We start from the raw sequence: 24,550 nt of genomic DNA on the forward strand, positions 1-24,550 counted from the left end.
CCCCATTAGCCCTCACTCCCCCGCACCCCGCGGCCCCTACGGGGGGGGGGGGGGGGGCGCGCCCCCCCCCCCGCCCCGCCCCCCCCCCCCCCCCCCCCTGGGGGGGGGCGCCTCGCTCCGCGATCAAAGGTATCACCGTGCCGAGCTACTAATACAAAAGCTCTCAGTTTCTTGGGAGTTTCAACTTTTTTGTATCCGGTGCGTCACAAGCCGGCCATATGCGTTTGAGCATTGGATTTCCCAGGCCCGGTTCCCATTTTCGGGTCCGATGCTCTAACGGAGAACAAGCCTTGGATGCCCTGAAATCGCTCATCGAATCGCGCCGCTTCGACCTCGCGATCATGGTCCTGATCCTGATCAACGCCGTCACGCTCGGCCTCGAAACCTCGCCCGACGCGATTGCGGCCTTTGGCCCGCTTCTGACGGCCATCGACCGCGCGATCCTCGGCGTCTTCGTGCTCGAACTCGCGATCCGGCTGGTCGTCTACAGGACGCATTTCTTCCGCGATCCATGGCGCATCTTCGACCTCTTCGTCGTCGGTTTTGCGCTTATCCCCACGACCGGGTCGCTCTCGGTACTGCGGGCGCTGCGCATCCTGCGGGTGCTGCGCCTGATCAGCATCGTTCCGTCGTTGCGCCGCGTCGTCACCGGCTTCATCACCGCCTTGCCCGGCATGGGCTCGATCATGCTGTTGCTCGGGCTGGTGTTCTACGTCTTTGCGGTGATGGCGACGAAGCTCTACGGCTCGTCGTTTCCCGAATTGTTCGGCGGCATACCGGCATCGCTGTTCACGCTTTTCCAGGTCATGACCCTCGAAGGCTGGTCGGACGGCGTGGTGCGCCCGGTCATGGAGGTCTATCCGGCGGCCTGGCTGTTCTTCATCCCGTTCATCATCGCGACCTCGTTCACCGTGCTCAACCTGTTCATCGGCGTGATCGTTTCGGCGATGGAGGCCGAGCATGAAGCGGTTGAATCGGCCGACAGGGCGACGCTGCACAGCGATCAGGCGATGATCCTGGCGGAGTTGCAAGCGCTGCGGGCGGAGGTCCGCGAATTGACCGGCGTTCGCGGCTAGAGCGCCTCCGCGAGCATTGCAAAACACCGTCGGCGGCTTGTGATGGGTGCCATGAAAGAGCCCGCCGCTTCATTTGCGAAGCGGCGGGTCCCCCAATACCCCCTCGATTGCCAGGTCAAGATTGCCCCCCGCTTCGCTGACCGTGCAATTGCGGCGCCAGACCCAGTGACCCATTACGGGACACCTATGCCAAAGACGCAAGACGGGTTTGGCGATTCATATTCACTGTGGCTAATATGTCACCGTGGTCGGAGATGACGGCCAATCTCCCCCCTTGAGGGGGAGATGTCCGGCAGGACAGAGGGGGTCGGTTCGACTGGGCGCGGCCTTCTCTCTTGCGACAGAGGAGGTTGGCGCATTACGTCAGACGACCCCCTCTGTCGCCTTCGGCGACATCTCCCCCTCAAGGGGGGAGATCAGCAGCTTCGGCCTCGGCGAGCAGCGCCTCGACCTCTTGCAGCGTCGGCATCGACGGCGCCGTGCCCGGCCGGGTGACCGAGATGCCGGCGACGGCGCAGGCGAAGCGGACCGCTTGCAGCGGGTCCACGCCTCTCGCAAGTGCTGCGGCCAGACCGCCATTGAAGGCGTCGCCCGCGCCGGTGGTCTCGACCACGGGACCGGCTTTGATCGCGCCGACATGGTCGGATCGGCTGGCCGTGTGCAGCAGCGCGCCCTGTTCGCCGAGCGTCACGATAACCGCGCCGGCGCCTTTTCCAAGCAAACGATCGGCGGCGCGGCGGGCGCCGTCGATGGACGACACCTTGATGCCGGTCAGTTCCTCGGCCTCGGTCTCGTTGGGCGTGACATAGTCGCAGAGCGTGTAGATGCGCTCGGGCAGGCTTGCCGCGGGCGCCGGGTTGAGGATGGTCGTCACCCCTGCCCCGCGCGCGATCTCCAGCGCCCGCATCGCCGCCTCGATCGGCTGCTCGAGCTGGGTGACGAAGACGCCGGCCGAGCGGATCAGGCCAGCGTTAGCCTCGATGTCGTCGGGCGAAATCAGCATGGCCGCACCCGGGCTGACGATGATGGCGTTGTTGCCGCTCGTCTCCTCGACGAAGATATAGGCCGCACCCGTATAACTCTCCGGCGTGTCGATGACGGCGCTCTTCACCCCGGCCTGCGTCCAGGTTTGCCTCGCCATATCGGCAAAGGGATCGACGCCAAGGCGCGTCAAAAAAGTGATGTCGGCGCCGAGACGGCCGGCCGCGACCGCCTGGTTGGAGCCCTTGCCGCCCGGGCCGAGGGTGAAGGATGTTCCAAGGATCGTCTCGCCCATGCGCGGCTGGCGGGCGGCGCGGTAGGCGGTGTCGGCGACGAAGACGCCCAATATGACGACAGGCTTGATGACCACAGGCTTGCCTGGCATCCCGCTACTCCGCGTCCGGCGGAACGACGCCCTTGCGGAAGGCAAAACAGCCATAGAAGCGGCGCTCGCCGGTCTGGATGACGCAATAGGCCTTTTTGGCACGTTCGTAGAAGGCGTAGCGCTCGACCGAAATCATCGGCCAGGCCTTGCCCTCCGCAGCATCGATCTCGCCTTGCACTTCCTGCTGCACGGCGGGAATCTCGTCCGGCTTGCCGACGATCTCCATGCGGGCGGCGGCATCGTCGACGAAAGTGTCCAGCGGATAGAGCGACAGCACCGCCTTGACCACGTCAGCCGCCGGTGCATCGATGCGCAGCAGCCGACCGAGCACCGTCTGGCGGGCCACCGAATCGGAGGGGAAGTTGGTGTCGGCGATGATCAGATCGTCACCATGGCCCATCGCCCGCAACGCCTGGAGCACGTCGGCATTGAGCAGCGGATTGATCCCTTTGAGCATAGTTCCCTCCCGAACGGGCTTTTTTGATGCGAAGCCTGGCGCATGATCCCGAAGTGTTGTCGGTTTTCGGACAAGATCATGCGCAATTCAAAGTGTTTTAGAGACGATTGCCGGTCTCTGCGTCGAACAGATGGACCTGGTCGAGCCGCGGTTTCAGATGCAGCGTGTCGCCCGGCTTGAAGTCGTGGCGCTCACGGAACAGCGCCACCATCTCGCCCTCGCCGAAACGCAGAAACACCAGCGTTTCGGAACCGGTCGGCTCGACGACGGAAATCTTCGCCGGCACGCCGTCGGGGTGGATTTCGAGATGCTCGGGCCGGACGCCGTAGACGACATTGCGGCCGTCCTCCACCTTGCTGCTCGCAGCCATCGGGAACGGCGTCCCGGCGATCTCGACGATGGACTTGTCGCCCTTGCGTACCACGCCCTTGAGCAGGTTCATCGACGGCGAGCCGATGAAGCCGGCGACGAACAGGTTGGCCGGCCGGTCGAACAGTTCCAGCGGCGCGCCGACCTGCTCGATGCGGCCGTCGCGCATCACGACGATCTTGTCGGCCATGGTCATGGCCTCGATCTGGTCGTGCGTGACGTAGATGGTGGTGGTCTTCAGCCGCTGGTGCAGTTCCTTGATCTCGGTGCGCATCTGGACGCGCAGCTTGGCGTCGAGGTTGGACAGCGGCTCGTCGAACAAAAACACCTGCGGGTTGCGCACGATGGCGCGACCCATGGCGACGCGCTGGCGCTGGCCGCCGGAGAGCTGGCGCGGATAGCGCTTGAGATAGGGGTTGAGATCGAGGATATCGGCGGCGCGCTTGACCCGCTCGGCGACATCGGCCGGATCGGTCTTGCGCAGTTTTAGCGCAAAGGCCATGTTCTGCTCGACCGTCTTGTGCGGATAGAGCGCGTAGTTCTGGAACACCATGGCGATGTCGCGCTTGGCCGGCGGCAGATGGTTGACGACACGGTCGCCGATGGCGATCGTGCCGCCGGAAACGGTCTCCAGCCCCGCCACCATCCTGAGCAGCGTGGACTTGCCGCACCCCGAAGGGCCGACCAGCACCACGAACTGCCCGTCGGCGATGTCGACGCTGACACCGTGCAGGACCTTGACGGTTCCGAACGCCTTGGCCACATTGCTGATCGCGACTTGAGCCATCGGCCCCCCTTTCGTTGCGGTGAAGCTAAACAAGGCAAACGGCGAGGGCAAGTCAGTCTTTTATAGATAAAAAACCCTGTTCTCGTTTGACACGGCACCTGGTTGTGAGAATAGTGAACGGGCTCGGGTTTTGACCCTGTTCCGGGCGCGCCGGCACGCTGGTCCGGACCACGGAAATCGAAGCGTTGCGGGAGGAAAAATTGAGGACGCGCTGTTGTTGGGGAACATTTCCAGCGCTCCAAACACCCGAACAATCACCATTGAGAATCGCCATTGAGATTCTCAATCATCACGAGATTCTGGGAGGAACGAAATGAAAGTCAGCCTTTACAACCAATTCATGCGCGCGGGTGCCACGCGCCGCGATGTCCTCAAGGGCGCGGCCAGCATCGCCGCCGTCGCAGCGGCATCCGGCGCCGGGCTTGGCGCGCTGACGCGCCCGGCTTCCGCGGCAAGCGAATTGCGCGCGCAGATCCTGCAGATCCCCGGTGTCGGCAAGGGCCAGCCGACCGATGCCGACTTCCAGCAGGTCGGCGAGCTTTGCCTGGAGGCGACCAAGGCCAGCGTCAAGGAAGGCGAATTCGCCGGCGTCCAGCTCACCTTCATGGGGCTCAACAACCAGAACCTGCACAATGTGCTGTTTCGCGGCTTCCTGAAGCCGTGGGAGACCTATACCGGCGCCAAGATCAACTGGATCGACCTGGCGCAGGCGGACTACAACGCCCGCCTGCAGCAGTCGATCGCCACCGGCACCGTCGATTTCGACATCATCGAGATGGGCGCGCCGTTCGAAGGCGACGTCTGCGGCAAGGGTCTCACGTCCGAAATGCCGGACTGGGTCAAGGACCAGATCGACATGAAGGACGTCGTGGCCTATCTGCAGCCACCGGTCGGCACCTGGGACGGCAAGCAGTACCGCGTGACCGTCGATGGCGACGCGCACAACTTCAACTACCGCACCGACGTGTTTGCCGATGCCGACCTCGCCAAGGCGTGGAAGGACGGCGGCGGTGGCGGTGAATGGGGCGTGCCCAAGACCTGGCAGCAGGTGCAGGCGGTGACAAAATTCCTCAAGGGCAAGCAGTTCCAGGGCCAGGACGTTTTCGGCTATCTCGACGCGCCCAAGGCCTGGGGCGGCTTCGGCTTCTATTTCCTCGGCAGCCGCGCCAGCGCCTATGCCAAGCATCCCGACGACAAGGCCTGGCTGTTCGATGCCGATACGATGAAGCCGCGCATCAACAATCCAGCCTGGGTGCGGGCGATCCAGGACGTGATCGACGCGCTGCCTTCCGAGCCTGCCGACCAGATCAACGCCGACCCGAACACCACCGCCTTCCAGCAGTTCCTGGCCGGCACCGGTTCGATGGTCACCTGGTGGGGCGACGTCGGCTCCAACGTCAAGACCAACGACAGTTCTGTCGTCGGCGACGTCACCGGCTTCTCGATCCTGCCGGGCTCGGACGACGTCTACAATTCCAAGACCGGCCAGTGGGACAAACTGGCCAGCGGCCCGAACCATGCGCCGAATTGCGCCTATCTCGGCTGGGGCGTCTACGTCATGGCTCGTGTCGATTCGGATGAAAAGAAGAAGAAGGCGGCCTGGTCTGCCGCCGCCCATCTCGGTGGCAAGGACCTGTCGCTCTGGTGCGCGGCGTATCCGTCCGGCTTCCAGCCTTACCGCAACTCGCATTTCGACGTTCCGGAATGGGTGGCGGCCGGTTACGACGAGGCGTTCATCACCTCGTATCTGAAGTCGGAGGCCGACAGCTACAACCATCCGAACGCCGCGATCGAGCCGCGCATCCCCGGCATCTTCCAATATTACAGCGCCGCCGAGGACATCCTGGCCAATACATTTGCCGGCAAGATGACGGCGCAGGAAGGCGCCGACGCCATTGCCGCCGCCTGGGAGAAGCTGACCGACCAGATCGGTCGCGAAAACCAGGTCAAGCTCTACAAGGCCTCGCTCGGCATGTAGGCTGAGACTGTCGTGAAACCGCGGTCCGGCGACGCAAAGCCGCCGGACTGCAGCTTGATCGGCCAGCCGGTCATAACAGCTTGACCGGCGAGCCGGTCATAGCAGCCTTCAGCGAATGGACGAGAAGCGTGGCTGACCAGACCTTGCCCACCAATGCGTGGCCGGCAAACGCCGCTCCATCCGATCTGATATCGCCGGGCGGCAAGCGGCTCGGCCGGGCGTTGATGGCCGCTGCGACGCTCGGCCTGCTGGCCGTGATCGCAGTCCAGATCCTTTACAAGTCAGAGGTCAACACGCTCGGCTTCGAGACCTGGCGGCCGGTCGTCTATGCCTATGTGCTGTGGGGTGTTGCACTCGGCGTCGGCCAGGTGCTGACACGCGGCGAAGACGGCCAGCGCGCGCTGTTCCTGCTGCCGGCGCTGCTGTTCACCATCGCCATGGTGATCTTCCCGACGCTGTTCGGCTTCTACATTGCGCTGACCGACTGGAACCTCAGTTCCTTCTCCGGCCGCAAGTTCAACGGGCTCGACAATTTCTGGCAGATGCTGGCCGATCCCTATTACCGCAACGCGCTGTTCAACATGGTGCTCTATGTGCTGGCGGTGCTGGTCGAATACGTCATCGCCTTTGGCCTGGCCCTGCTGCTCAACGCACAGATCCGCGCGCGTAAATTCTTCCGCGTCGTCTTCCTCATGCCGTTGATGCTGTCGCCGGTCGCGGTGTCGTGGATGATCGGCAAATCGCTGATGGAATACCGCTTCGGGCCGGCCGCGGCGCTGGCGCGCCAGCTCGGCTGGGAAAACCCCGCCTTCTTCTCAAACCCGATCACCGCCCGCATCTCGATCATGGTGCTGGATGCCTGGACGTTCATCCCGTTCATGATGATCATGCTGCTCGCCGGCCTTCAGGCGATGTCACGCGAGGTGCTTGAGGCGGCCAGGGTCGACGGCGCCAATGCCTGGCAGACGTTCTGGCAGGTCACCTTCCCGCTGATGCTGCCGGTATCGGTGACGGCGATCATCCTGCGCATCATCTTCAAGCTGAAGCTTGCCGACATCATCATCACCGTCACCTCGGGCGGCCCGGGCGGCGCGACCGATTCGGTGTCGAGCTTCATCTACCGCGAGTATCGCGACCGCTCGAATGTCGGCTACGGCACCATGCTGGCGATGGCCTACCTCATCATCATCATCGTGTTCGTGACGTGGCTGTTGAAAGTCGCCAATCGCTTCGTGCGCAACGTCAATTGACAGGCGGCCAGATGAGCGTCCAGACCACCGACTATGCCGCTTCCGAAATCCGCTCGCCGGCGAGCTTTTTCGCCAACCGCGTCTTCATCTATGGCGCGCTGGTGTTCTGGGCCTTCATCTGCCTGTTCCCGATCTACTGGACGATAACCACCTCGTTCAAGACCGCGGTCGACGTCACCCAGGGCCATCTCATCCCGTTCGTCGACTTCCAGCCGGACTGGAAGGGCTGGCGCTCGCTCGGCCTGTCGCCGGATGCGATCTTCCGGACCTCGACGGTGCGCGACGAGTTCATCAAGCGCTTCATGAATTCGGTCATCACCTCGGTCGGTGCATCGAGCCTCGCCATCGTCATCGGCAGCCTCGCCGCCTACGGCCTCACCCGCTTCCGCTATCACTTCGCCTGGTTCAAGAACGAGGACATCTCCTTCTTCTTCCTGTCGCAGCTGATCCTGCCGCCGGTGGTGCTCGCCCTGCCCTTTCTCGTGCTGTACCGGGAAGTCGGCATGCTCGACACGCGCATCGGGCTGATCCTGCTCTACACGCTGATGGTGCTGCCGATCGTCATCTGGATCATGCGCGACCAGTTCAACTCCATCCCGGTCGAACTGGAGGAAGCAGCCCTCGTCGACGGCCTGTCGATCTGGGGCGCCTTCTTCCGCATCGTCATGCCGATCGCGCTGCCGGGCATGGTCGCGGCCTTCATCCTGGCGATGGTGCTGTGCTGGAACGAGTATTTCTTCGCCGCACTGCTGACCTCGACCGACGCAAAAACCATTCCCGTCATGGTGGCGAGCCAGACCGGCTCGCAGGGCATCAACTGGTGGTCGATGGCCGCACTCGCCACCGCCGCGATAACGCCGCTCGCCGTCATCGGCATCGCGCTGGAGCGCTACCTGATCATGGGCATGACCGCAGGCGCGGTGAAGTAGCGGTTGCTTCTTTGATGCCGGCAGGACAGAGGGGGGCGCGAAGGATCGCTACGGCTTTCATCCTGCACCACTGCAACGCCCGAATAGAGCGTCTGCGCACAGCCTAGCGCGCCAGTGTCGCCCTCAAATGATCGAGGATCATCGCGACGCCCTTTTGCCCCAGTTCCATCGAGGCCTCAGGGGCGGTCTGCGTATACCATCCCGTATTGTCGGCGAAGTGGCCGGCGTCCACCGCTTCCGGGCACAGCGCCAGCATCAGCGACGTCTCGCCGATGCCGGCATGATCGAAGGGATACTGGCCGTCCGTCACCGTCGGCATCGTCGGCATCAGCGGATGCACTTGTATCCAGTTGAAGAAATTGCCGCCCTTGGCGTGCTCGGCATAGTAGCCGGCCATCGTCTCGGAGCCCCACCAGCCCTCGCCGCGCTCCTTCTCCAGAAAACGGAAGATCGCCTGGCGGCCGGCGGTCTTGAAGGCGAGATCGGTCGGCATGCCGGCAACAAAGTTCTCGGTCTGGTGGTGGATGATGGCGTGGATGTTGCGAAAACCGATGCGCAATAGGCTGTAGAACAGTTCCTCCGCGAACGGAGCCAGCGCCCTGCCGCCGACCTGAACCGAGCCATTGCCCTCTGGCGGCGCCACCGCGTAGCTCGCCGCGCCATAGTAGAAGGCTGGCAGGATGACGATGTCGGCTTCCTTTTCGAACAGCTCCAGCATCTTGACCACCGCCAGCGTGTCCATGCCGACGGCCATGTGCTCACCGTGGTATTCGAGCACGCCGAGCGGGAGCGCGATCGGCCAGTTCTCGGCGATCGCCTTGCGGATCTGGTGCGGCAGCATCAGCTCGTAACGCATGCCCATTACTCCATGTTGGTGTGGCGGGCGGCGTCGATACGGCTTTCGCCGATCCGAGCCAGCACAGTGCCAAGCTCGTCGAGCGCAATTCTGACCAGATCTGTGCCGGCATTGGTCACGATGGTTCGACCAATTTCCCGGAACCCGAAACTTGCCTGAATGTTTGAGCCATTTTTTTCCCCGAACAGCTTGTTTTTGCTCATGCTATCACCGTGAAAGTTCGTGTCCAACGGCTCGGAGTGCTTTTGCAGCGCCCCAGGCGTGATAGTGTCGTGGCAATTGCGTAGGTGAGGAAACGGCAGCATATGAAGACACGGCATTTCGACCGCATCGGCAATGGCGGCATCGCGTTCACGGAACTTGGCTTCGGCACGGCGCCGCTCGGCAACCTCTATCGCGCCGTCTCCGATGAGGATGCCAACGCCACCCTGGAGGCTGCATGGCGGGTCGGCTGCCGCTACTACGACACCGCGCCGCTCTACGGGCTTGGCCTGTCGGAAACGCGGCTCAATCCGTTCCTGCGCTCGAAAAAGCGCGACGAGTATGTGCTGTCGAGCAAGGTCGGCCGCATCATGCGCGCCTGCCCGCCGGACCAGCGCACTGGCATCGGCAAGTTCTTCGACACGCCGTCGCGCCGCGAGGTCTACGACTACAGCTATGACGGCGTCATGCGCTCCTTCGAAGCCTCGCTGGAACGCCTCGGCGTCGACCGCATCGACATTCTTTTCGTGCATGACGTCGACGTCTTCACCCATGGCAGCAAGCAGGCCTCGGACCAGCGCATCGAGGAGTTCATGCGCTCGGGCTATTACGGGCTGCTGTCCCTGCGTGACCAGGACGTCATCAAGGCGTTCGGCGGCGGCATCAACGAATGGCAGGTTGCCCAGACGCTTGCCGAGCGCGGCGACTTCGACCTTTTCCTGCTTGCCGGGCGCTATACGCTGCTGGAGCAGGAGGCGCTGCAATCCTTCCTGCCGCTATGCCAGAAGTGCGGCATCGGCATCGTTCTCGGCGGGCCGTATAATTCCGGCATCCTGGCAACCGGTCCGAAGCCCGGCGCCTATTACGATTATACCGAGGCGCCGCAGGACATCCTCGACCGCGTCGCGCGCATCGAGGCCATCTGCAAACGCCACGGCGTGCGCCTGATCGAGGCGGCACTGCAATTTCCGCTGCTGCACCCTTCGGTCGTGTCGGTGATCCCCGGCGGCCAGCGGCCGAGCGAGGTCGAAAGCAACCGGTCGCTGCTCGACGCGGAGCTGCCATCGGCACTCTGGGCCGATCTCAAGCAGGAAGGGCTGATGCGCGCCGATGCGCCGACGGCATAAAGCCGCCTGCTGCTGGCCGACAAGATAAAGGTAGGCGCAAAAGAAAAGCCGGGCATGTCCGGCTTTTCTGATCTCTGAAAAGGGTACGAAGGCGCTTAGAGACTGTTTCGAAATTCGCTCTGGCGAGTCATATGGTGGCGGTTTCGAGAACCGGCGCGCAGCGGACATTTGGGTCCGTGAGCACCGGAAGCGCAGAAAACGCCATCAGATGGCCGCCAGAGTAGAGTTTCCAAACGGTCTCTTAGTTGACTGCGTCCTTGAGGCCCTTGCCGGCCGAAAACTTCGGCACGGTGCGCGCCGGAATCTGCACTTCGGCGCCGGTCTGCGGATTGCGGCCGGTCGAGGCAGCGCGTTTTGACACTGTGAAATTTCCGAAGCCGACAAGCCGGACATCGCCGCCCTTCTTCAGTTCGCCAGTGATGACGGAGAACACCGCATCGACTGCCGACTGCGCGTCACCCTTCGAAATACTCGCGGCATCGGCGACAGCGGACACCAGTTCGTTCTTGTTCATAAAAATTCCCTTCCATGAGAAACCGGAACGTACGACTCATCCGGCAGGAAACGGACTTTAGAAAGAAGCGCTTCCGCAACCAAGTCGAAAAGCGTCAAAAGAGTCGAAAAAACCCCGGAATTCCGGGGTTTTTTCATGAAAAAGCCGGGCGCTGGGGCCCGGCTCTCTCTTGTGCATTGCAACTTTAGCACGATCTAATGCGCTAACAGCTTGCCGGCGTCGTCTCCGGCATCCGCCGCAGCCGGCGCATTGACCGGTTCGACCCACTCGATCGCCTCCGGCATACGCACCAGCGCATGGCGCAAGACTTCACCGACCCGCGCGACCGGAACGATCTCCATGCCGTTCTTCACGTTGTCCGGAATCTCGGCCAGATCCTTGGCGTTGTCTTCCGGGATCAGCACCTTCTTGATGCCGCCGCGCAGTGCTGCAAGCAGCTTCTCCTTGAGCCCGCCGATCGGCAGCACTCTGCCGCGCAGCGTGATCTCGCCGGTCATCGCCACGTCGGCCCTGACCGGGATGCCGGTCAGCACCGAGACGATCGCCGTCGCCATCGCCACGCCCGCCGACGGTCCGTCCTTGGGCGTTGCGCCCTCGGGCACGTGGACGTGGATGTCGCGCTTGTCGAACAGCGGCGGCTCGACGCCGAAATCGAGAGCCCGCGAGCGGACGTAGGAGGCCGCCGCCGAGATCGATTCCTTCATCACGTCGCGCAGATTGCCGGTCACCGTCATGCGGCCCTTGCCGGGCATCATGACGCCTTCGATCGTCAGCAACTCGCCGCCGACTTCCGTCCAGGCGAGCCCGGTGACAACGCCGACCTGATCGTCGGCCTCGACCTGACCGAAGCGGAAGCGCGGAACACCAAGGTAGTCGGCGAGATTGTCCGCCGTGATGTCGACCGTCTTCTTCTTCGTCTTCAGGATCTCGGTCACCGCCTTGCGGCCGAGCTTCATCAGCTCGCGCTCCAGGCTCCTGACGCCCGCTTCACGGGTGTAGGTCTGGATGATGCCGCGGATCGCGTCCTCGCCGACGGAGAACTCCTTCGGCTGCAGCGCGTGGTCGCGGATCACCTTGGGCATCAGGTGGCGCTTGGCGATCTCGATCTTCTCGTCCTCGGTGTAGCCGGCGATACGGATGATCTCCATGCGGTCCATCAACGGTGCCGGGATGTTCAACGTGTTCGCCGTCGTCACGAACATCACGCTCGACAGGTCGTATTCGACCTCGAGATAGTGGTCCATGAACGTCGAGTTCTGCTCCGGATCGAGCACCTCGAGCAACGCCGACGACGGGTCGCCGCGGAAATCCTGGCCCATCTTATCGATCTCGTCGAGCAGGAAGAGCGGGTTGGATTTCTTCGCCTTCTTCATCGACTGGATGACCTTGCCGGGCATCGAGCCGATATAGGTGCGCCGGTGACCGCGGATCTCGGCCTCGTCGCGCACGCCGCCCAGCGCCATGCGGATGAACTCGCGGCCGGTCGCCTTGGCGATCGACTTGCCGAGCGAGGTCTTGCCGACGCCGGGAGGGCCGACGAGGCACAGGATCGGCCCCTTCAGCTTCTTCTGGCGGCTCTGCACGGCGAGATATTCGACGATGCGGTCCTTGACCTTGTCGAGGCCGAAATGGTCGGTGTCGAGCACGTTCTGCGCGAAGGCCAGATCCTGCTTGACCTTGGAGTTCTTGCCCCACGGTATCGACAGGATCCAGTCGAGATAGTTGCGCACGACGGTCGATTCAGCCGACATCGGCGACATCGTCCGCAGCTTCTTCAGTTCGGCTTCCGCCTTTTCGCGGGCCTCCTTGGAGAGCTTGGTCTTCTTGATGCGCGCCTCGATCTCGGCGGCCTCGTCGCGGCCGTCCTCGCCCTCGCCGAGTTCCTTCTGGATCGCCTTCATCTGCTCGTTGAGGTAGTATTCGCGCTGGGTCTTCTCCATCTGGCGCTTGACGCGCGAGCGGATGCGCTTCTCGACCTGCAGGACGGAGATTTCGGCTTCCATGAAGCCCATCGCCTTTTCCAGCCGCTCCTTGACCGAAAGCGTGGCCAGCATCTCCTGCTTCTCGGGGATCTTGATCGCAAGATGCGAGGCAACCGTATCGGCGAGCTTGGAATAGTCGTCGATCTGGCTGGCGGCACCCACCACTTCGGGCGAGATCTTCTTGTTCAGCTTGACGTAGTTCTCGAAGTCGGTGACGACGGAACGGGCCAGCGCCTCGACCTCGACCTCTTCCTCATCCGGTTCGACCAGTGCTGCGGCACGAGCCTCGTGAAAATCGGGACGGTCGGTGAACGAAACGATTTTCGCGCGCGAGGCGCCTTCGACCAGCACCTTGACGGTGCCGTCCGGCAGCTTCAGCAACTGCAGCACATTGGCGAGCGTGCCGATGTCGAAGATCGCATCGGACTCGGGATCGTCATCGGCGGCATTCATCTGGGTCGCAAGCAGGATCTGCTTTTCCTGACCCATCACCTCTTCCAGCGCCTTGATCGACTTTTCACGCCCGACAAAGAGCGGAACGATCATGTGCGGGAACACCACGATGTCGCGCAGTGGGAGGACTGCGAAGACGCCGTCGCTGGGAGCCTTGGATATTTTGGCCATTGTCCAACCTTTCATGTCGCGACCGCCAATCGGCCAACCGCGATTCTCATATTAACGACCGGGGATGGTTCCGCCTACCACCGTTTGTGACGGGAGTTTTACAGCACAGAATTCGGCGCCACGGCCTTCCACCGTTAGTTGGAGGCAAGCGAGGCAAAGATCAAGGGTCGTCACGAAACCGTTCATCCAATCCGTCATAATCCGTTCATCAAGTCGGGCTGTTCATCACAAGTCGGGCCGTTCATCATAGCCTGCCCAGCCGCAAACAGCAAAACGGCGCCTTGCGGCGCCGTTTTAAGAACTCCACTACAGGGCTGGACGTCAGGCGCTGACGTTGCCCTTCTTTTCCTTCTGCTCGGAATAGATGTAGAGCGGCCTGGCGTTGCCCGACACCACCTCTTCCGAAATAACCACTTCGCGCACGCCTTCCAGCGCCGGCAGCTCGAACATCGTGTCGAGCAGGATCGCCTCCATGATCGAGCGCAGGCCGCGCGCGCCGGTCTTGCGCTCGATGGCGCGCTTGGCGATCGCCGACAGCGCATTCTCGTGGAAGGTCAGGTCGACATTCTCCATCTCGAACAGCCGCTGGTACTGCTTGACCAGCGCGTTCTTCGGCTCGGTCAGGATCTGGATCAGCGCCGGCTCATCCAGGTCCTCCAGCGTCGCCAGGACCGGCAGACGGCCGACGAACTCGGGAATGAGGCCGAACTTCAACAGATCCTCAGGCTCGACCAGGCGGAAAACGTCGCCGGTGCGTCGATCCTCGGGCGACGCGACGGTGGCGCCGAAGCCGATCGAGGTCTTGCGGCCGCGATCCGAGATGATCTTGTCCAGCCCGGCGAAGGCGCCGCCGCAGATGAACAGGATGTTGGCGGTGTCGACCTGCAGGAATTCCTGCTGCGGATGCTTCCTGCCGCCCTGCGGCGGCACGGAAGCGACCGTGCCTTCCATGATCTTCAACAGCGCCTGCTGGACGCCCTCGCCCGACACGTCGCGGGTGATCGAGGGATTGTCCGACTTGCGCGAGATCTTGTCGATCTCGTCGATGTAGACGATGCCGCGCTGCGCGCGCTCGACATTGTAGTCGGCCGACTGCAACAGCTTGAGGATGATGTTCTCGACATCCTCGCCGACATAGCCCGCCTCGGTCAGCGTCGTCGCATCGGCCATGGTGAACGGCACGTCGATGATGCGGGCCAGCGTCTGCGCAAGCAGCGTCTTGCCGCAGCCGGTCGGGCCGATCAGCAAGATGTTGGACTTCGCCAGCTCGACGTCGTTGTTCTTGCCGGCATGCGCGAGGCGCTTGTAGTGGTTGTGGACGGCCACCGACAGCACGCGCTTGGCGTAGGGCTGGCCGATGACGTAATCGTCGAGAACCTTGAGGATCTCCTGCGGGGTCGGCACGCCCTCGCGTGACTTCACCATCGAGGTCTTGTTCTCCTCGCGGATGATGTCCATGCAGAGCTCGACGCATTCGTCGCAGATGAACACCGTCGGGCCGGCGATCAGCTTGCGCACTTCGTGCTGGCTTTTGCCGCAAAACGAGCAATAAAGCGTGTTCTTGGAATCACCGCCGCTGTTGCCGACCTTGCTCATTTTCATGTCCTTTCATAGCCGCCCGCCGATGGTCTGGTTGAAAGGGCGCATATCTCAATCTATCGCGGGAAATCGCCGCCGCCAGTAGTCCGGCTCCCGCAACGCATTCCATACGAAACACATATCAGAAAACGTCGCAATGATTCGCATCAACCCCGCACAAAGCTAAGCCGTCGAAAATCAACATAGGCTTAACGTAGGCAATCGCTCCCGTCGAGGGAACAGCCAATTGTGGCCGAAATGCCGCAAGCGGCATCAAAAGCGTGTTTTCGCACCATCCAGCTGCCACCGGGCTTATGTGGCAAGACCCTCGATCGGCTCACGCGACGAAATGACCTTGTCGATGAGGCCGAATTCCCTAGCCTCGTCGGAGGTCATGAAATGGTCGCGGTCGAGCGTCCTTTCAATCTCGTCGTAGCTCTTGCCGGTGTGCTTGACATAGACCTCGTTGAGACGGCGCTTCAGCTTGATGATGTCCTGGGCGTGGCGCTCGATGTCGGAAGCCTGGCCCTGAAAACCACCGGAAGGCTGGTGGACCATGATGCGGGCGTTCGGCGTGGCGAAGCGCATGCCCTTCTCGCCGGCGGTGAGAAGCAGCGAGCCCATCGAGGCGGCCTGGCCGATGCACAGCGTCGCCACCGCCGGCTTGATGAACTGCATGGTGTCGTAGATCGCCATGCCCGAGGTGACGACGCCGCCGGGCGAATTGATGTAGAGGTTGATTTCCTTCTTCGGATTCTCCGCTTCGAGGAATAGGAGCTGCGCGCAGACCAGCGTCGCCATGCCGTCCTCGACCGGACCGGTGATGAAAATGATGCGCTCTTTCAGGAGCCGCGAGAAAATGTCGTAGGCCCGCTCGCCGCGATTGGTCTGCTCGACCACCATCGGAACGAGGTTCATGTAGGTTTCGACGGGGTTCTTCATGGACTATCCCTTATTGAAGATGGGATTCCGGCGCCGGAGATGAGCAAGTCGGGCAGAATCGGTTCTGGATCGTTATCCCTGTAAATAGGATGTCGGCTCACCCTAGCGCAAGGCCGCCCCTCCTAGCCATCCGGTTAAGTCGAATCAAGGTTTCTGCACAGAATTCGCCCGAAGCTGCGCCGGCTGCTGTTGAAGCGGCGCGGCTGCGCTGCCGGGTAACAGTTTCTTAACCGCGTCGCTTAACGAAATGTGCCGAAACCGCTTTCCCGGGACACGGCTTCCCCTACAATTCAACGTTGAGCTTGCGTGGAAAGTTCAAACTGGGGGGAGTGCAATGATCGGGAAAACTGCTTCCTCGGCCATCGCCAGCCTCGCCGTCCTCGGCATGGTGTCCGAAACGGCTGCCGGCGGGCGCGCCGTCGAATGCTACGAGCAGGTCAACAGGCCGTCCGTCTACGAGACGGTCTACGAAAACGTGCTCGTCAGCCCGGCCGGTCAGCAGGTGGAATCCGTTCCGGCGATCTACGGGACGCGCGAGCGGGTGGTGCAGATCGCACCGGCGCGTGTCAGCTACGAGATGGTGCCTGCCATTACCCGCATCATCTACCGCACGGTGAAGGTCGATGGCGGCTACTCCTGGGAATGGCGCGTCATCAACGGCCGCAAGGTGCTGTGCAAGATCAGGCACAAGGCGCGCTATCAACGGGTGGCCGAAACCGTGGTGGTGCAGCCGGAGCGCCAGCGGCGCATCGTCAGTCCCGCCGAGTACGAGAGCGTCGCCGAAGAGGTTCTGGTGCAGCCGGAGCAGCGGCGGATCGTCAATTTTCCCGCCACCTACCAGACAGTGGCGCGCCGGATTCTGGTCCGCGAGGGCTCGTCGCGCTGGCGGCAGGTGCGAATTCCGCGGCACTGCCGGTATTAGGTCAGACCGCTTCGGCCCGCAGCCACGCTTTCAAGCCGCCGACATCGCCATTGCCGACGGTCGCTGCGACACGCCTGCCGACCGCCGCGCCGAACTTGTAGCCGTGGCCGGAGCAGGCCGAAACGACAAGGCATTTGCCCTTCTCATGCGCCAGGAACTTTTCGTCGGCGGTGAAGGTGTAGGCGCAGGTGACGACCTCGGTGACCTTGTATTCTTCGACACGGGCGATCGGCGGCGAAAACAGGTCGCGGATCGCCTCGCCCTCGCGCGCCACCGGCTGGCGGTTCCAGTCGGCATCGCTGGTCGGCACCCTGTGCAGCCCTGAGCCGAATTTCATGCCGGCGCCGCCGGACGGCGGGATCACGTAGCCGTCGACGGCGCCGCCGACATCGAGGATGACCGGGGCCGAATGCCACGCCGCTTTCAGATCCGCCGGCGGTTCGACATAGGCGAGCGCGGTGCGCCAGGTCTTCAGCTCGCCGCCCAGCTCCGGAAACAGTTTCAGCACCCAGGCGCCAGCGGTGACGACGATGCGGTCGGCCTGCATCGTCTCGCCGCTTTCAAGCACAAGGCGGCCAGCCTCGGCGTCGACCTCCACCACCTTGCTGTTGTCGTAGACATTGGCGCCGGTTCTCCGCAGCCATTCGGCGAGGCGGGAGGCAATCTTGCGACAATGCAGCGCACCACCCTCCGGCGAAAAATACGCGTAGCGGAACGAGCCGGGCTGCAGGAACCGCCAGCGCTTGGCCGCGGCGTCCGGCTCGAACAGCTCGATCGGGTAGTTCCCGGCCTCCATGCCCTCGCGGTATTCCTCGGCTTCGTCTCCCGGCTCGCGTGAAATGCAGATGAAGCCGCGCGGGTCGAGATGGTTCTCGCCGAGATCGGCCCACATCTCGTCCCAGGCCTCGTAGGCTTCGGTTATCAGCCGGCCATAACCCGAGGCTGCGCCATAGGCGCGGCGGATGATGCGGTGATGGTCGCCCGAGGCGGCAAGCGGATTGGGAATCGGTCCCTGCTCGACAATCGAGACCCGGTGCCCGGCCTTGACCAGCGACCAGGCCGTCGACAGCCCCGCAATGCCTGCGCCAACCACGATCACATTCATCAAGTCAGTCTTTCCGCAGCCGCGCCGGCTGGCTAAATGCGCTTTTGTGCATGTCTGGCGCCAGGCTGGCAAGCCTTGGAGCGCCGCGTGTCGTTGGGGCGCGCAAAGGACGCTCCAACACTTTTGAATCTGCGCATGATCCTTTCCGAAAACCGATTCCGGTTTTTGGGGTCATGCGCTAATGATCCACAATGACCGATTTGGTGCCACCAACTTACCTGGCCTTCGATCCGGCCACCCGTCATGTGCGGCTCGATCCACACGAGGCGGCTTTCTTCCAGAACCCGTACGCGGCCTATGCTTTCATGCATGGCGCATCGAATGTCTTCTTCTGGGAAGAGTTCGGCTTCTGGTGCTTTGGCGGCTTCGACGACGTCAGCCGGCTGCTGCGCGACCGGCGCTTCGGCCGCCACAACCCGGCCGGCATCCCTGACAGAAGCGGCGTCGGCGAGGACCGCACCCATCTCGGCAGCTTCGACGGCATCGAGGCCAATTCGATGCTGGAGCTGGAACCGCCCGTTCACACCAGACTCAGAACGCTGGTCAACCGCGCCTTCGTCTCGCGTCAGGTCGAGCGGCTGAGGCCGCGCGTCGAGGCGTTGGCCAACGAGCTGATCGACCGTTTCGAACCGGGGCAGGTCGACCTGCTGCCAGCCTTCGCATCGCCTTTGCCGATCACCATCATTGCCGAGATGCTCGGCGTGCCGGTCGAGATGGGACCGCAACTCCTCGACTGGTCGCATCAGATGGTCGCCATGTACATGCACGGCCGCACACGCGAAACGGAAGAGACGGCCAATCGCGCAGCACATGATTTTTCGAATTTTCTGCGCGGCTATGTCGCTGAACGACGGAAGAAACCCGGCGACGATCTGCTGTCGCTGCTGATCTCGGCGCAAGATGATGGCCAAAAACTCTCGGAGGACGAACTGGTGTCCTCGGCGATCCTGCTGCTCAATGCCGGCCACGAGGCGACCGTCCACCAGACCGGCAATGCGGTGCGCGCGATCCTCGCGCAAGGCGGCGACCCGCGCCGCTTCTTCACCTCGCCGCAAACGACCACCGCCACGGTCGAGGAATGCCTGCGCTTCGACGCGCCGCTGCACATGTTCACGCGCTATGCCTATGAAGAGATCGAGGTCGTTCCAGGCATTCTGGTGCGGCCGGGCGAGACGATCGGCCTGCTGCTCGGCATGGCCAATCACGACCCGGCGGCCTTTGCCGAACCCTTCGCCTTCAGGCCGGATCGCACCGACCAGAAGAACGTCTCGTTCAGCGCCGGCATCCACTTCTGCATCGGCGCGCCGCTCGCCCGGCTCGAATTGCAGGTATCGCTGAAAACCTTGTTCGAGCGGCTGCCGCGGCTGCATCTGGCCGAACAGCCGCGTTTTCGCGACAGCTATCATTTCAACGGGCTGGAAAGGCTCGCCGTGCACAGCGGACAATGATCAAAGCTTGATCACATACTCCTTGCGTGTCGTTTCAAGCACTTCCCAGCTTCCCTTAAACCCCGGCCTGAGCACGAAACTGTCGCCAGCCCTGACGGTGCGCGCCTCGCCGCCCGCCTCTGAAATCACCGAGACGCCCGACAGGATGTGGCAGAACTCCCACTCGTCATACTCGATGCGCCATTTGCCTGGCGTCGCCTCCCAGATGCCGGCATAGAGGCCGCCGTCGCGTTCCTCGACATTCCAGGTGCGGAACTTTGGATCGCCTGAAATCAGGCGATCCGGCGCCGGCGCGCCAGGTTCCGGGTCAACGCTTTCAATATCGACGGAGAGGAATTTTGGCGCGGTCATGGAAACTCCTTGCAGCAGGGGTCAGACCTTGGCGAGAGCCTGTTCCAGATCGGCGACGATGTCGTTGACATCCTCGATGCCGACCGAGAGCCTGACCGTATCCGGCCCAGCGCCGGCGGCGACCTTCTGTTCGTCGGACAATTGCCGATGCGTGGTCGACGCTGGATGGATGACCAGCGACTTGGTGTCGCCGACATTGGCGAGGTGCGAGAACAGTTCGAGTGCCTCGACGAATGCGATGCCCGCCGCATAGCCGCCCTTCAGGCCGAAGGTGAACACCGCACCGGCGCCAAGCGGCGAATACTTCTTCTGCAGCGCGTTGTTGTTGTCGCTGGGCAGGCCGGGATAGGACACCCAGGCGATCTTTGGGTGGTTGGACAGCCACGCGGCGACGGTGACCGCATTGTCGCAATGGCGCTGCATCCTGAGCGGCAGGGTTTCCAGCCCGGTCAGGATCAGGAACGCATTGAAGGGCGAGATCGCCAGGCCCATGTCGCGCAGGCCGAGCACGCGCGCGGCAATGGCGAAAGCGAAATTGCCAAATGTTTCGTGTAGGACGAGGCCGCCATATTCAGGGCGCGGCTCAGACAGCATCGGATATTTGCCGGATTTCGACCAGTCGAAGGTACCGCCATCGACAATGGCGCCGCCGATCGAATTGCCGTGGCCGCCGATGAACTTGGTCAGCGAATGCACGACGATGTCGGCGCCATGCTCGATCGGCCGCACCAGATAGGGCGAGGCCAGCGTGTTGTCGACGATCAGCGGCAGACCATGTTTGCGGGCGATGTCGCCGATCTTTTCGATGTCGACGAAGACGCCGCCCGGATTGGCCAGGCTCTCGATGAAGATCGCCTTGGTCTTTTCGTCGATCTGGCTTTCGAAGGTCGAGATGTCGTTGGTGTCGGCCCAGCGCACCTGCCAGCCGAAATTCTTGAAGGCGTGGCCGAACTGGTTGATCGAGCCACCGTAAAGCCTTGTCGCGGCGACGAAATTGTCGCCGGGCTGCATCAAATTGTGGAACACGAGCACCTGCGCGGCATGGCCCGACGCCACGGCCAGCCCCGCGGTGCCGCCTTCGAGTGCCGCGATACGCTCTTCCAGCACCGCCTGCGTCGGGTTCATGATCCGGGTGTAGATGTTGCCGAAGGCTTTTAGCCCGAACAGCGAAGCGGCATGGTCGGCATCATCGAAGACAAAGGAGGTCGTCTGATAAATCGGCGTGGCACGCGCGCCGGTCGCCGGATCGGGCTTGGCGCCGGCATGGACGGCGAGCGTGTTGAAACCGGGCGTGCGGGTCATGGATTACCTCCCCTGAATGCTGAATGCTGAATGCTGAGTGGTGAATGGTGAATGGTGAATGGTGAATGGTGAATGGTGAAGGCAACGTCGGCCAGCCCCATCGTGATTGCAAGCGGCTCATATGCCGCTGTGGCCGCCTTCCGGAAAAATCCTTCTATTCACCATTCACTATTCACCATGCACCACCTACTTCCGACGGACGCCAAAACTCTGGAATCCCGGCCGCATCAGCGGCTTCTTCGACGACAACACGCCTGAGTTGACGCCGGTCCAGCCGATTTCGCCCGACAGCTTGCCATATTCGATCTTGGGGCAGCGGTTCATCACCACATTGATGCCGGCGGCCTTGGCGCGTGCGGCTGCCTCGTCATGGCGCACGCCAAGCTGCATCCAGATGACTTTCGGCAACGGATCGAGCCGCAAGACGTCGTCGACAACGCCCGGCACCGCCGCCGAGCCGCGAAACACGTCGACCATGTCGATCGGCTCGGGAACATCGGCGAGCCTGGCATAGGTCATCCGGCCAAGGATTTCCTTGCCGGCCTGGCCGGGATTGATCGGGAACACCGAAAAGCCCTTGCCCAGCAGGTATTTCAGCACGAAATAGCTCGGCCGCACATCGTTGGCGGACGCACCGACCATGGCGATGGTCTTCACCGAATTGAGGATGCCGGCGATATAGGCATTGTCGTAGGCGTCATGGTTCATGCCTCGTCCTCATACAGAGCCTCGGCGAGAAAACCATCCGGATTGTTGCAGAAACTGCGCATCATGCGGAAATGATCGGTATCGTCGAAAGCGGTGGGAAACGCGGTCAACCCGGCAGCGAGATGCTGCCGTCTTCCGCGATCGGAAAAGCCGGATTGTGCGCCACTTCCCAGACATGCCCTTCGGTGTCGGCGAAATAGCCATACCAGCCGCCCCAGAAGGCGCGGCCGGCCGGCTTGACGATGCGGCCGCCGGCCTTCTCGGCCATCGTCAGCACGTCATCGACCTCCGCGTCGGAGCGGGTGTTGTAGGCGAGGTAGATCGCCGACGGCGCCGCACCGAAAGTAATGCCTGAATCCGTTTCGGCGCTTTGGCGCGGGAACAGCCCGAGAATGACGCCGCCCATCTGGAAGAAGGCGACGCCCTCGGTGATCCCGGCATGGCGGGTGAGGCCCATCGCCTCGTAGAAGCGTGTGGCGCGCTCGAGATCATCGACGGCAATGGTGATGATGGAGATGCGAGGCTCCATGTCTATTCTCCGTCCCTATTCCTCCGTCCATTCCGGCTTGCGCTTGCCGATGAAGGCGCCGATGCCCTCTTCCGCGTCGCGCGCCAGCATGTTGTCGACCATGACGCGGCCGGTGTAGGCATAGGCGTCGACCAGCCCCAATTCGGCCTGCGCGTAAAAAGCTTCCTTTCCGGTCTTGACGACCAAGGCCGATTTTGCAGCAATGGTTTGCGCGTATTTGGTGACAATCTGATTGAGATATTCGCGCGGCACGACGCGGTTGATGAGGCCGAATTCCTTGGCCGTCGCCGCATCGATGGTCTCGCCGGTCAAAAGCATCTCCATCGCGTGCTTGCGCGAAACGTTGCGCGACAGCGCCACCATCGGCGTCGAGCAGAACAGCCCGATATTGACGCCCGGCGTGCAAAAGGTCGCCTCGTGCGAGGCGATCGCCAGATCGCAGCTCGCGACCAGTTGTGCCCCGGCCGCCGTCGCCAGGCCATCGACCTCGGCGATCACCGGCCTCGGATGGCGCACGATCGCCTGCATCAGTGCCGCGCAGGCGGAAAACGTCTCCTCGAAGAACGCCTTGCCGCGATCGGCATCGGTGCGGCGCGCGGTCATTTCCTTGAGGTCGTGTCCGGCGCAGAACATTTTTCCGGCCGCCGCCAGGACGATGACGCGGACGGATCTGTCGGATTTGGCACGGTCGAGTTCCGCCGTCAGCGCCGCCATCACCGCCAGCGACAGCGCATTGGCCGGCGGATTGGCGAGCGTCAGGCGGAGCACGCCCTTGTCCAGCCTCGTGACAACAGGACCTTCGGCAACAGCAGGCTTGATGGCGACGATTTCAACCATTTTTCAAACCTCTTCCCATGTCTCCAACCTCATTATTGGCCAGCGGCATCGGGTTCGCGGGGCCATGGAACAAAAGAACTAGCACGCTGCCGATTGAAGAACAGGCTTAAGGCGTGTTTTCTCAGGCCACGGCACATATAGGAAACCGCCTATGCCTGCGCAAAAAAATCTCAAGCCGGTGCTGACCGCGGCGCAGGTCAATGCGCTGATGGAGACCGTCTATCCGCAGCTCAACGACCAGTTCACCTTCTACGAAGCGATCGAGGTGTTTGCGGGCGGCTGCACGGTACGCCTGAATGCCGACGAGCGGCATTTGCGCCCCGGCGGAACCGTGTCGGGCCCGTCGCTGTTCACGCTGGCCGACATAGGCGGCTATGTCTGCGTGCTTTCGCATGCCGGGCCGGACGCGCTTTCGGTCACCACCAATCTCACCATCAATTTTGTCCGCAAGGCCGAGGCCGGACCGATCGATGGTCATTGCCGCATCCTGAAGCTTGGCAAGAGCCTGATGGTGTTCGAAATCGACATCGTCGCCGGACCGGACGGACACACGGTAGCGCACGCCACGGGAACCTATTCAATCCCGCCGAAGCGGTTTGATCATGTGGTAAAATAATACCTTTATCTCAAACCTTTGTTTTTACTGTGTCTTGTCCGCCCTGTTGGTTTTCATCAGCCTTGACGTGATACCTCCCCCTCGCCTATAAGCCCTCACGGAACAGCGGCCCGCGAAGGCCGCCGTTTTGTTATTGGCGGCGGGCGAGCTCTCGGCGTCAATCCAAGCAACAAGAAACGCCTTTCCTTGTCGTTCGTCGATGGGGAAGGTCCGAACCGAAAGCAACAATCCATGGCAACCTTTTCGCAGAAGCCTGCGGATGTGGTGAAGAAGTGGGTGCTGATCGACGCCGAGGGTCTCGTCGTCGGCCGTCTCGCCACTGTCATCGCCAATCATCTTCGCGGCAAACACAAGCCCACCTTCACCCCGCATGTCGACGACGGCGACAACGTCATCGTCATCAATGCCGACAAGGTGGTGTTCACCGGCAAGAAATTCACCGACAAGGTCTATTACTGGCACACTGGCCACCCCGGCGGCATCAAGGAGCGCACCGCGCGCCAGCTGCTCGAGGGCCGTTTCCCCGAGCGTGTCGTCGAGAAGGCCGTCGAACGCATGATCCCGCGTGGTCCGCTCGGCCGTCGCCAGATGAAGAATCTCCGCGTCTATGCAGGCACGGAACATCCGCATGTCGCCCAGCAGCCCGTCACGCTCGACGTGGCCAAGCTGAACGCCAAGAACAAGAAGGTTTCGTAA

Annotated in this window: 24 protein-coding genes; 9 read left to right on the forward strand and 15 right to left on the reverse strand. The window is 62.4% G+C overall.

Going from position 1 to position 24,550, the window contains the following annotated elements; all coding sequences use genetic code 11:
• Nucleotides 1-290 precede the first annotated feature (290 nt).
• Nucleotides 291-1,076 (forward strand): ion transporter, encoded by a 786-nt coding sequence (locus AC0L2M_RS08630; protein ID WP_473534582.1) that lies wholly within the window; start codon nucleotides 291-293, stop codon nucleotides 1,074-1,076.
• A 403-nt stretch (nucleotides 1,077-1,479) separates the two neighbouring features.
• On the opposite strand, the gene rbsK is transcribed toward AC0L2M_RS08630, so the two are convergent.
• The 3 genes from rbsK to AC0L2M_RS08645 all read right to left on the reverse strand — a co-directional run bounded on the left by rbsK (nucleotide 1,480) and on the right by AC0L2M_RS08645 (nucleotide 4,055).
• Complete coding sequence (gene rbsK / locus AC0L2M_RS08635; protein WP_473534583.1) at nucleotides 1,480-2,442, reverse strand: ribokinase; 963 nt, start codon at nucleotides 2,440-2,442, stop codon at nucleotides 1,480-1,482.
• 4 nt (nucleotides 2,443-2,446) lie between these two features.
• The gene (locus AC0L2M_RS08640; protein WP_023798333.1) at nucleotides 2,447-2,899 is read right to left on the reverse strand and encodes an RbsD/FucU family protein; all 453 of its coding nucleotides are present in this window, start codon (nucleotides 2,897-2,899) and stop codon (nucleotides 2,447-2,449) included.
• A 97-nt stretch (nucleotides 2,900-2,996) separates the two neighbouring features.
• Nucleotides 2,997-4,055, reverse strand: coding sequence for an ABC transporter ATP-binding protein (locus tag AC0L2M_RS08645; RefSeq protein WP_473534584.1), 1,059 nt, complete (start codon nucleotides 4,053-4,055; stop codon nucleotides 2,997-2,999).
• A 313-nt stretch (nucleotides 4,056-4,368) separates the two neighbouring features.
• On the opposite strand from AC0L2M_RS08645, the gene AC0L2M_RS08650 reads away from it, so the two are divergent.
• The 3 genes from AC0L2M_RS08650 (at nucleotide 4,369) to AC0L2M_RS08660 (ending at nucleotide 8,212) form a co-directional block, all read left to right on the forward strand.
• Complete coding sequence (locus AC0L2M_RS08650; RefSeq protein WP_473534585.1) at nucleotides 4,369-6,033, forward strand: ABC transporter substrate-binding protein; 1,665 nt, start codon at nucleotides 4,369-4,371, stop codon at nucleotides 6,031-6,033.
• Between the two features lie 128 nt (nucleotides 6,034-6,161).
• Nucleotides 6,162-7,283, forward strand: a complete 1,122-nt coding sequence (locus AC0L2M_RS08655; protein ID WP_473534586.1) for a carbohydrate ABC transporter permease — start codon at nucleotides 6,162-6,164, stop codon at nucleotides 7,281-7,283.
• 11 nt (nucleotides 7,284-7,294) lie between these two features.
• On the forward strand, nucleotides 7,295-8,212 hold the full coding sequence (locus tag AC0L2M_RS08660; protein WP_027155318.1) for a carbohydrate ABC transporter permease: 918 nt from the start codon (nucleotides 7,295-7,297) through the stop codon (nucleotides 8,210-8,212).
• 103 nt (nucleotides 8,213-8,315) lie between these two features.
• Here the strand turns inward: AC0L2M_RS08660 and AC0L2M_RS08665 are convergent, their stop codons facing one another.
• Nucleotides 8,316-9,068 carry a creatininase family protein gene (locus tag AC0L2M_RS08665; protein ID WP_473534587.1) on the reverse strand — a complete coding sequence of 251 codons (753 nt, stop codon included), beginning with the start codon at nucleotides 9,066-9,068 and terminating at the stop codon, nucleotides 8,316-8,318.
• A gap of 5 nt (nucleotides 9,069-9,073) precedes the next feature.
• A complete protein-coding gene (locus AC0L2M_RS08670; protein WP_473534588.1) occupies nucleotides 9,074-9,271 on the reverse strand; it encodes a hypothetical protein in 198 nt (65 codons plus the stop codon).
• Between the two features lie 102 nt (nucleotides 9,272-9,373).
• Here AC0L2M_RS08670 and AC0L2M_RS08675 point away from each other — a divergent pair, with 102 nt between their 5' ends.
• Entirely contained in the window at nucleotides 9,374-10,396 is a 1,023-nt protein-coding gene (locus tag AC0L2M_RS08675; protein WP_473534589.1) for an aldo/keto reductase, read from the forward strand.
• Nucleotides 10,397-10,637: 241 nt separating this feature from the next.
• Here AC0L2M_RS08675 and AC0L2M_RS08680 read toward each other — a convergent pair whose 3' ends face one another.
• The 4 genes from AC0L2M_RS08680 to clpP all read right to left on the reverse strand — a co-directional run bounded on the left by AC0L2M_RS08680 (nucleotide 10,638) and on the right by clpP (nucleotide 16,036).
• Nucleotides 10,638-10,910 (reverse strand): HU family DNA-binding protein, encoded by a 273-nt coding sequence (locus AC0L2M_RS08680; protein ID WP_023798342.1) that lies wholly within the window; start codon nucleotides 10,908-10,910, stop codon nucleotides 10,638-10,640.
• Between the two features lie 194 nt (nucleotides 10,911-11,104).
• The gene (lon, locus tag AC0L2M_RS08685; protein ID WP_473534590.1) at nucleotides 11,105-13,516 is read right to left on the reverse strand and encodes an endopeptidase La; all 2,412 of its coding nucleotides are present in this window, start codon (nucleotides 13,514-13,516) and stop codon (nucleotides 11,105-11,107) included.
• A gap of 321 nt (nucleotides 13,517-13,837) precedes the next feature.
• The gene (clpX, locus tag AC0L2M_RS08690) at nucleotides 13,838-15,112 is read right to left on the reverse strand and encodes an ATP-dependent Clp protease ATP-binding subunit ClpX (protein WP_027155315.1); all 1,275 of its coding nucleotides are present in this window, start codon (nucleotides 15,110-15,112) and stop codon (nucleotides 13,838-13,840) included.
• A gap of 294 nt (nucleotides 15,113-15,406) precedes the next feature.
• Complete coding sequence (gene clpP / locus AC0L2M_RS08695; protein ID WP_128170025.1) at nucleotides 15,407-16,036, reverse strand: ATP-dependent Clp endopeptidase proteolytic subunit ClpP; 630 nt, start codon at nucleotides 16,034-16,036, stop codon at nucleotides 15,407-15,409.
• A 334-nt stretch (nucleotides 16,037-16,370) separates the two neighbouring features.
• Between clpP and AC0L2M_RS08700 the strand changes: the two genes are divergently transcribed.
• Complete coding sequence (locus tag AC0L2M_RS08700; RefSeq protein WP_473534591.1) at nucleotides 16,371-16,958, forward strand: hypothetical protein; 588 nt, start codon at nucleotides 16,371-16,373, stop codon at nucleotides 16,956-16,958.
• A 1-nt stretch (nucleotide 16,959) separates the two neighbouring features.
• On the opposite strand, the gene AC0L2M_RS08705 is transcribed toward AC0L2M_RS08700, so the two are convergent.
• Entirely contained in the window at nucleotides 16,960-18,063 is a 1,104-nt protein-coding gene (locus AC0L2M_RS08705) for an NAD(P)/FAD-dependent oxidoreductase (protein WP_473534663.1), read from the reverse strand.
• A gap of 191 nt (nucleotides 18,064-18,254) precedes the next feature.
• Here AC0L2M_RS08705 and AC0L2M_RS08710 point away from each other — a divergent pair, with 191 nt between their 5' ends.
• A complete protein-coding gene (locus AC0L2M_RS08710) occupies nucleotides 18,255-19,511 on the forward strand; it encodes a cytochrome P450 (protein ID WP_473534592.1) in 1,257 nt (418 codons plus the stop codon).
• Here the strand turns inward: AC0L2M_RS08710 and AC0L2M_RS08715 are convergent, their stop codons facing one another.
• The 5 genes from AC0L2M_RS08715 to AC0L2M_RS08735 all read right to left on the reverse strand — a co-directional run bounded on the left by AC0L2M_RS08715 (nucleotide 19,512) and on the right by AC0L2M_RS08735 (nucleotide 23,238).
• Nucleotides 19,512-19,862 carry a cupin domain-containing protein gene (locus AC0L2M_RS08715; RefSeq protein ID WP_473534593.1) on the reverse strand — a complete coding sequence of 117 codons (351 nt, stop codon included), beginning with the start codon at nucleotides 19,860-19,862 and terminating at the stop codon, nucleotides 19,512-19,514.
• Nucleotides 19,863-19,883: 21 nt separating this feature from the next.
• Nucleotides 19,884-21,164, reverse strand: coding sequence for an O-acetylhomoserine aminocarboxypropyltransferase (locus tag AC0L2M_RS08720; RefSeq protein ID WP_473534594.1), 1,281 nt, complete (start codon nucleotides 21,162-21,164; stop codon nucleotides 19,884-19,886).
• Between the two features lie 186 nt (nucleotides 21,165-21,350).
• On the reverse strand, nucleotides 21,351-21,872 hold the full coding sequence (locus AC0L2M_RS08725; RefSeq protein ID WP_473534595.1) for a CoA-binding protein: 522 nt from the start codon (nucleotides 21,870-21,872) through the stop codon (nucleotides 21,351-21,353).
• A gap of 106 nt (nucleotides 21,873-21,978) precedes the next feature.
• A complete protein-coding gene (locus AC0L2M_RS08730; RefSeq protein ID WP_128170017.1) occupies nucleotides 21,979-22,401 on the reverse strand; it encodes a VOC family protein in 423 nt (140 codons plus the stop codon).
• A gap of 15 nt (nucleotides 22,402-22,416) precedes the next feature.
• On the reverse strand, nucleotides 22,417-23,238 hold the full coding sequence (locus AC0L2M_RS08735; protein ID WP_473534596.1) for an enoyl-CoA hydratase: 822 nt from the start codon (nucleotides 23,236-23,238) through the stop codon (nucleotides 22,417-22,419).
• 151 nt (nucleotides 23,239-23,389) lie between these two features.
• On the opposite strand from AC0L2M_RS08735, the gene AC0L2M_RS08740 reads away from it, so the two are divergent.
• Entirely contained in the window at nucleotides 23,390-23,854 is a 465-nt protein-coding gene (locus tag AC0L2M_RS08740) for a PaaI family thioesterase (RefSeq protein ID WP_023798352.1), read from the forward strand.
• Between the two features lie 231 nt (nucleotides 23,855-24,085).
• Nucleotides 24,086-24,550, forward strand: a complete 465-nt coding sequence (rplM, locus tag AC0L2M_RS08745) for a 50S ribosomal protein L13 (protein ID WP_023798353.1) — start codon at nucleotides 24,086-24,088, stop codon at nucleotides 24,548-24,550.

This window comes from Mesorhizobium sp. WSM4806, assembly GCF_055811635.1.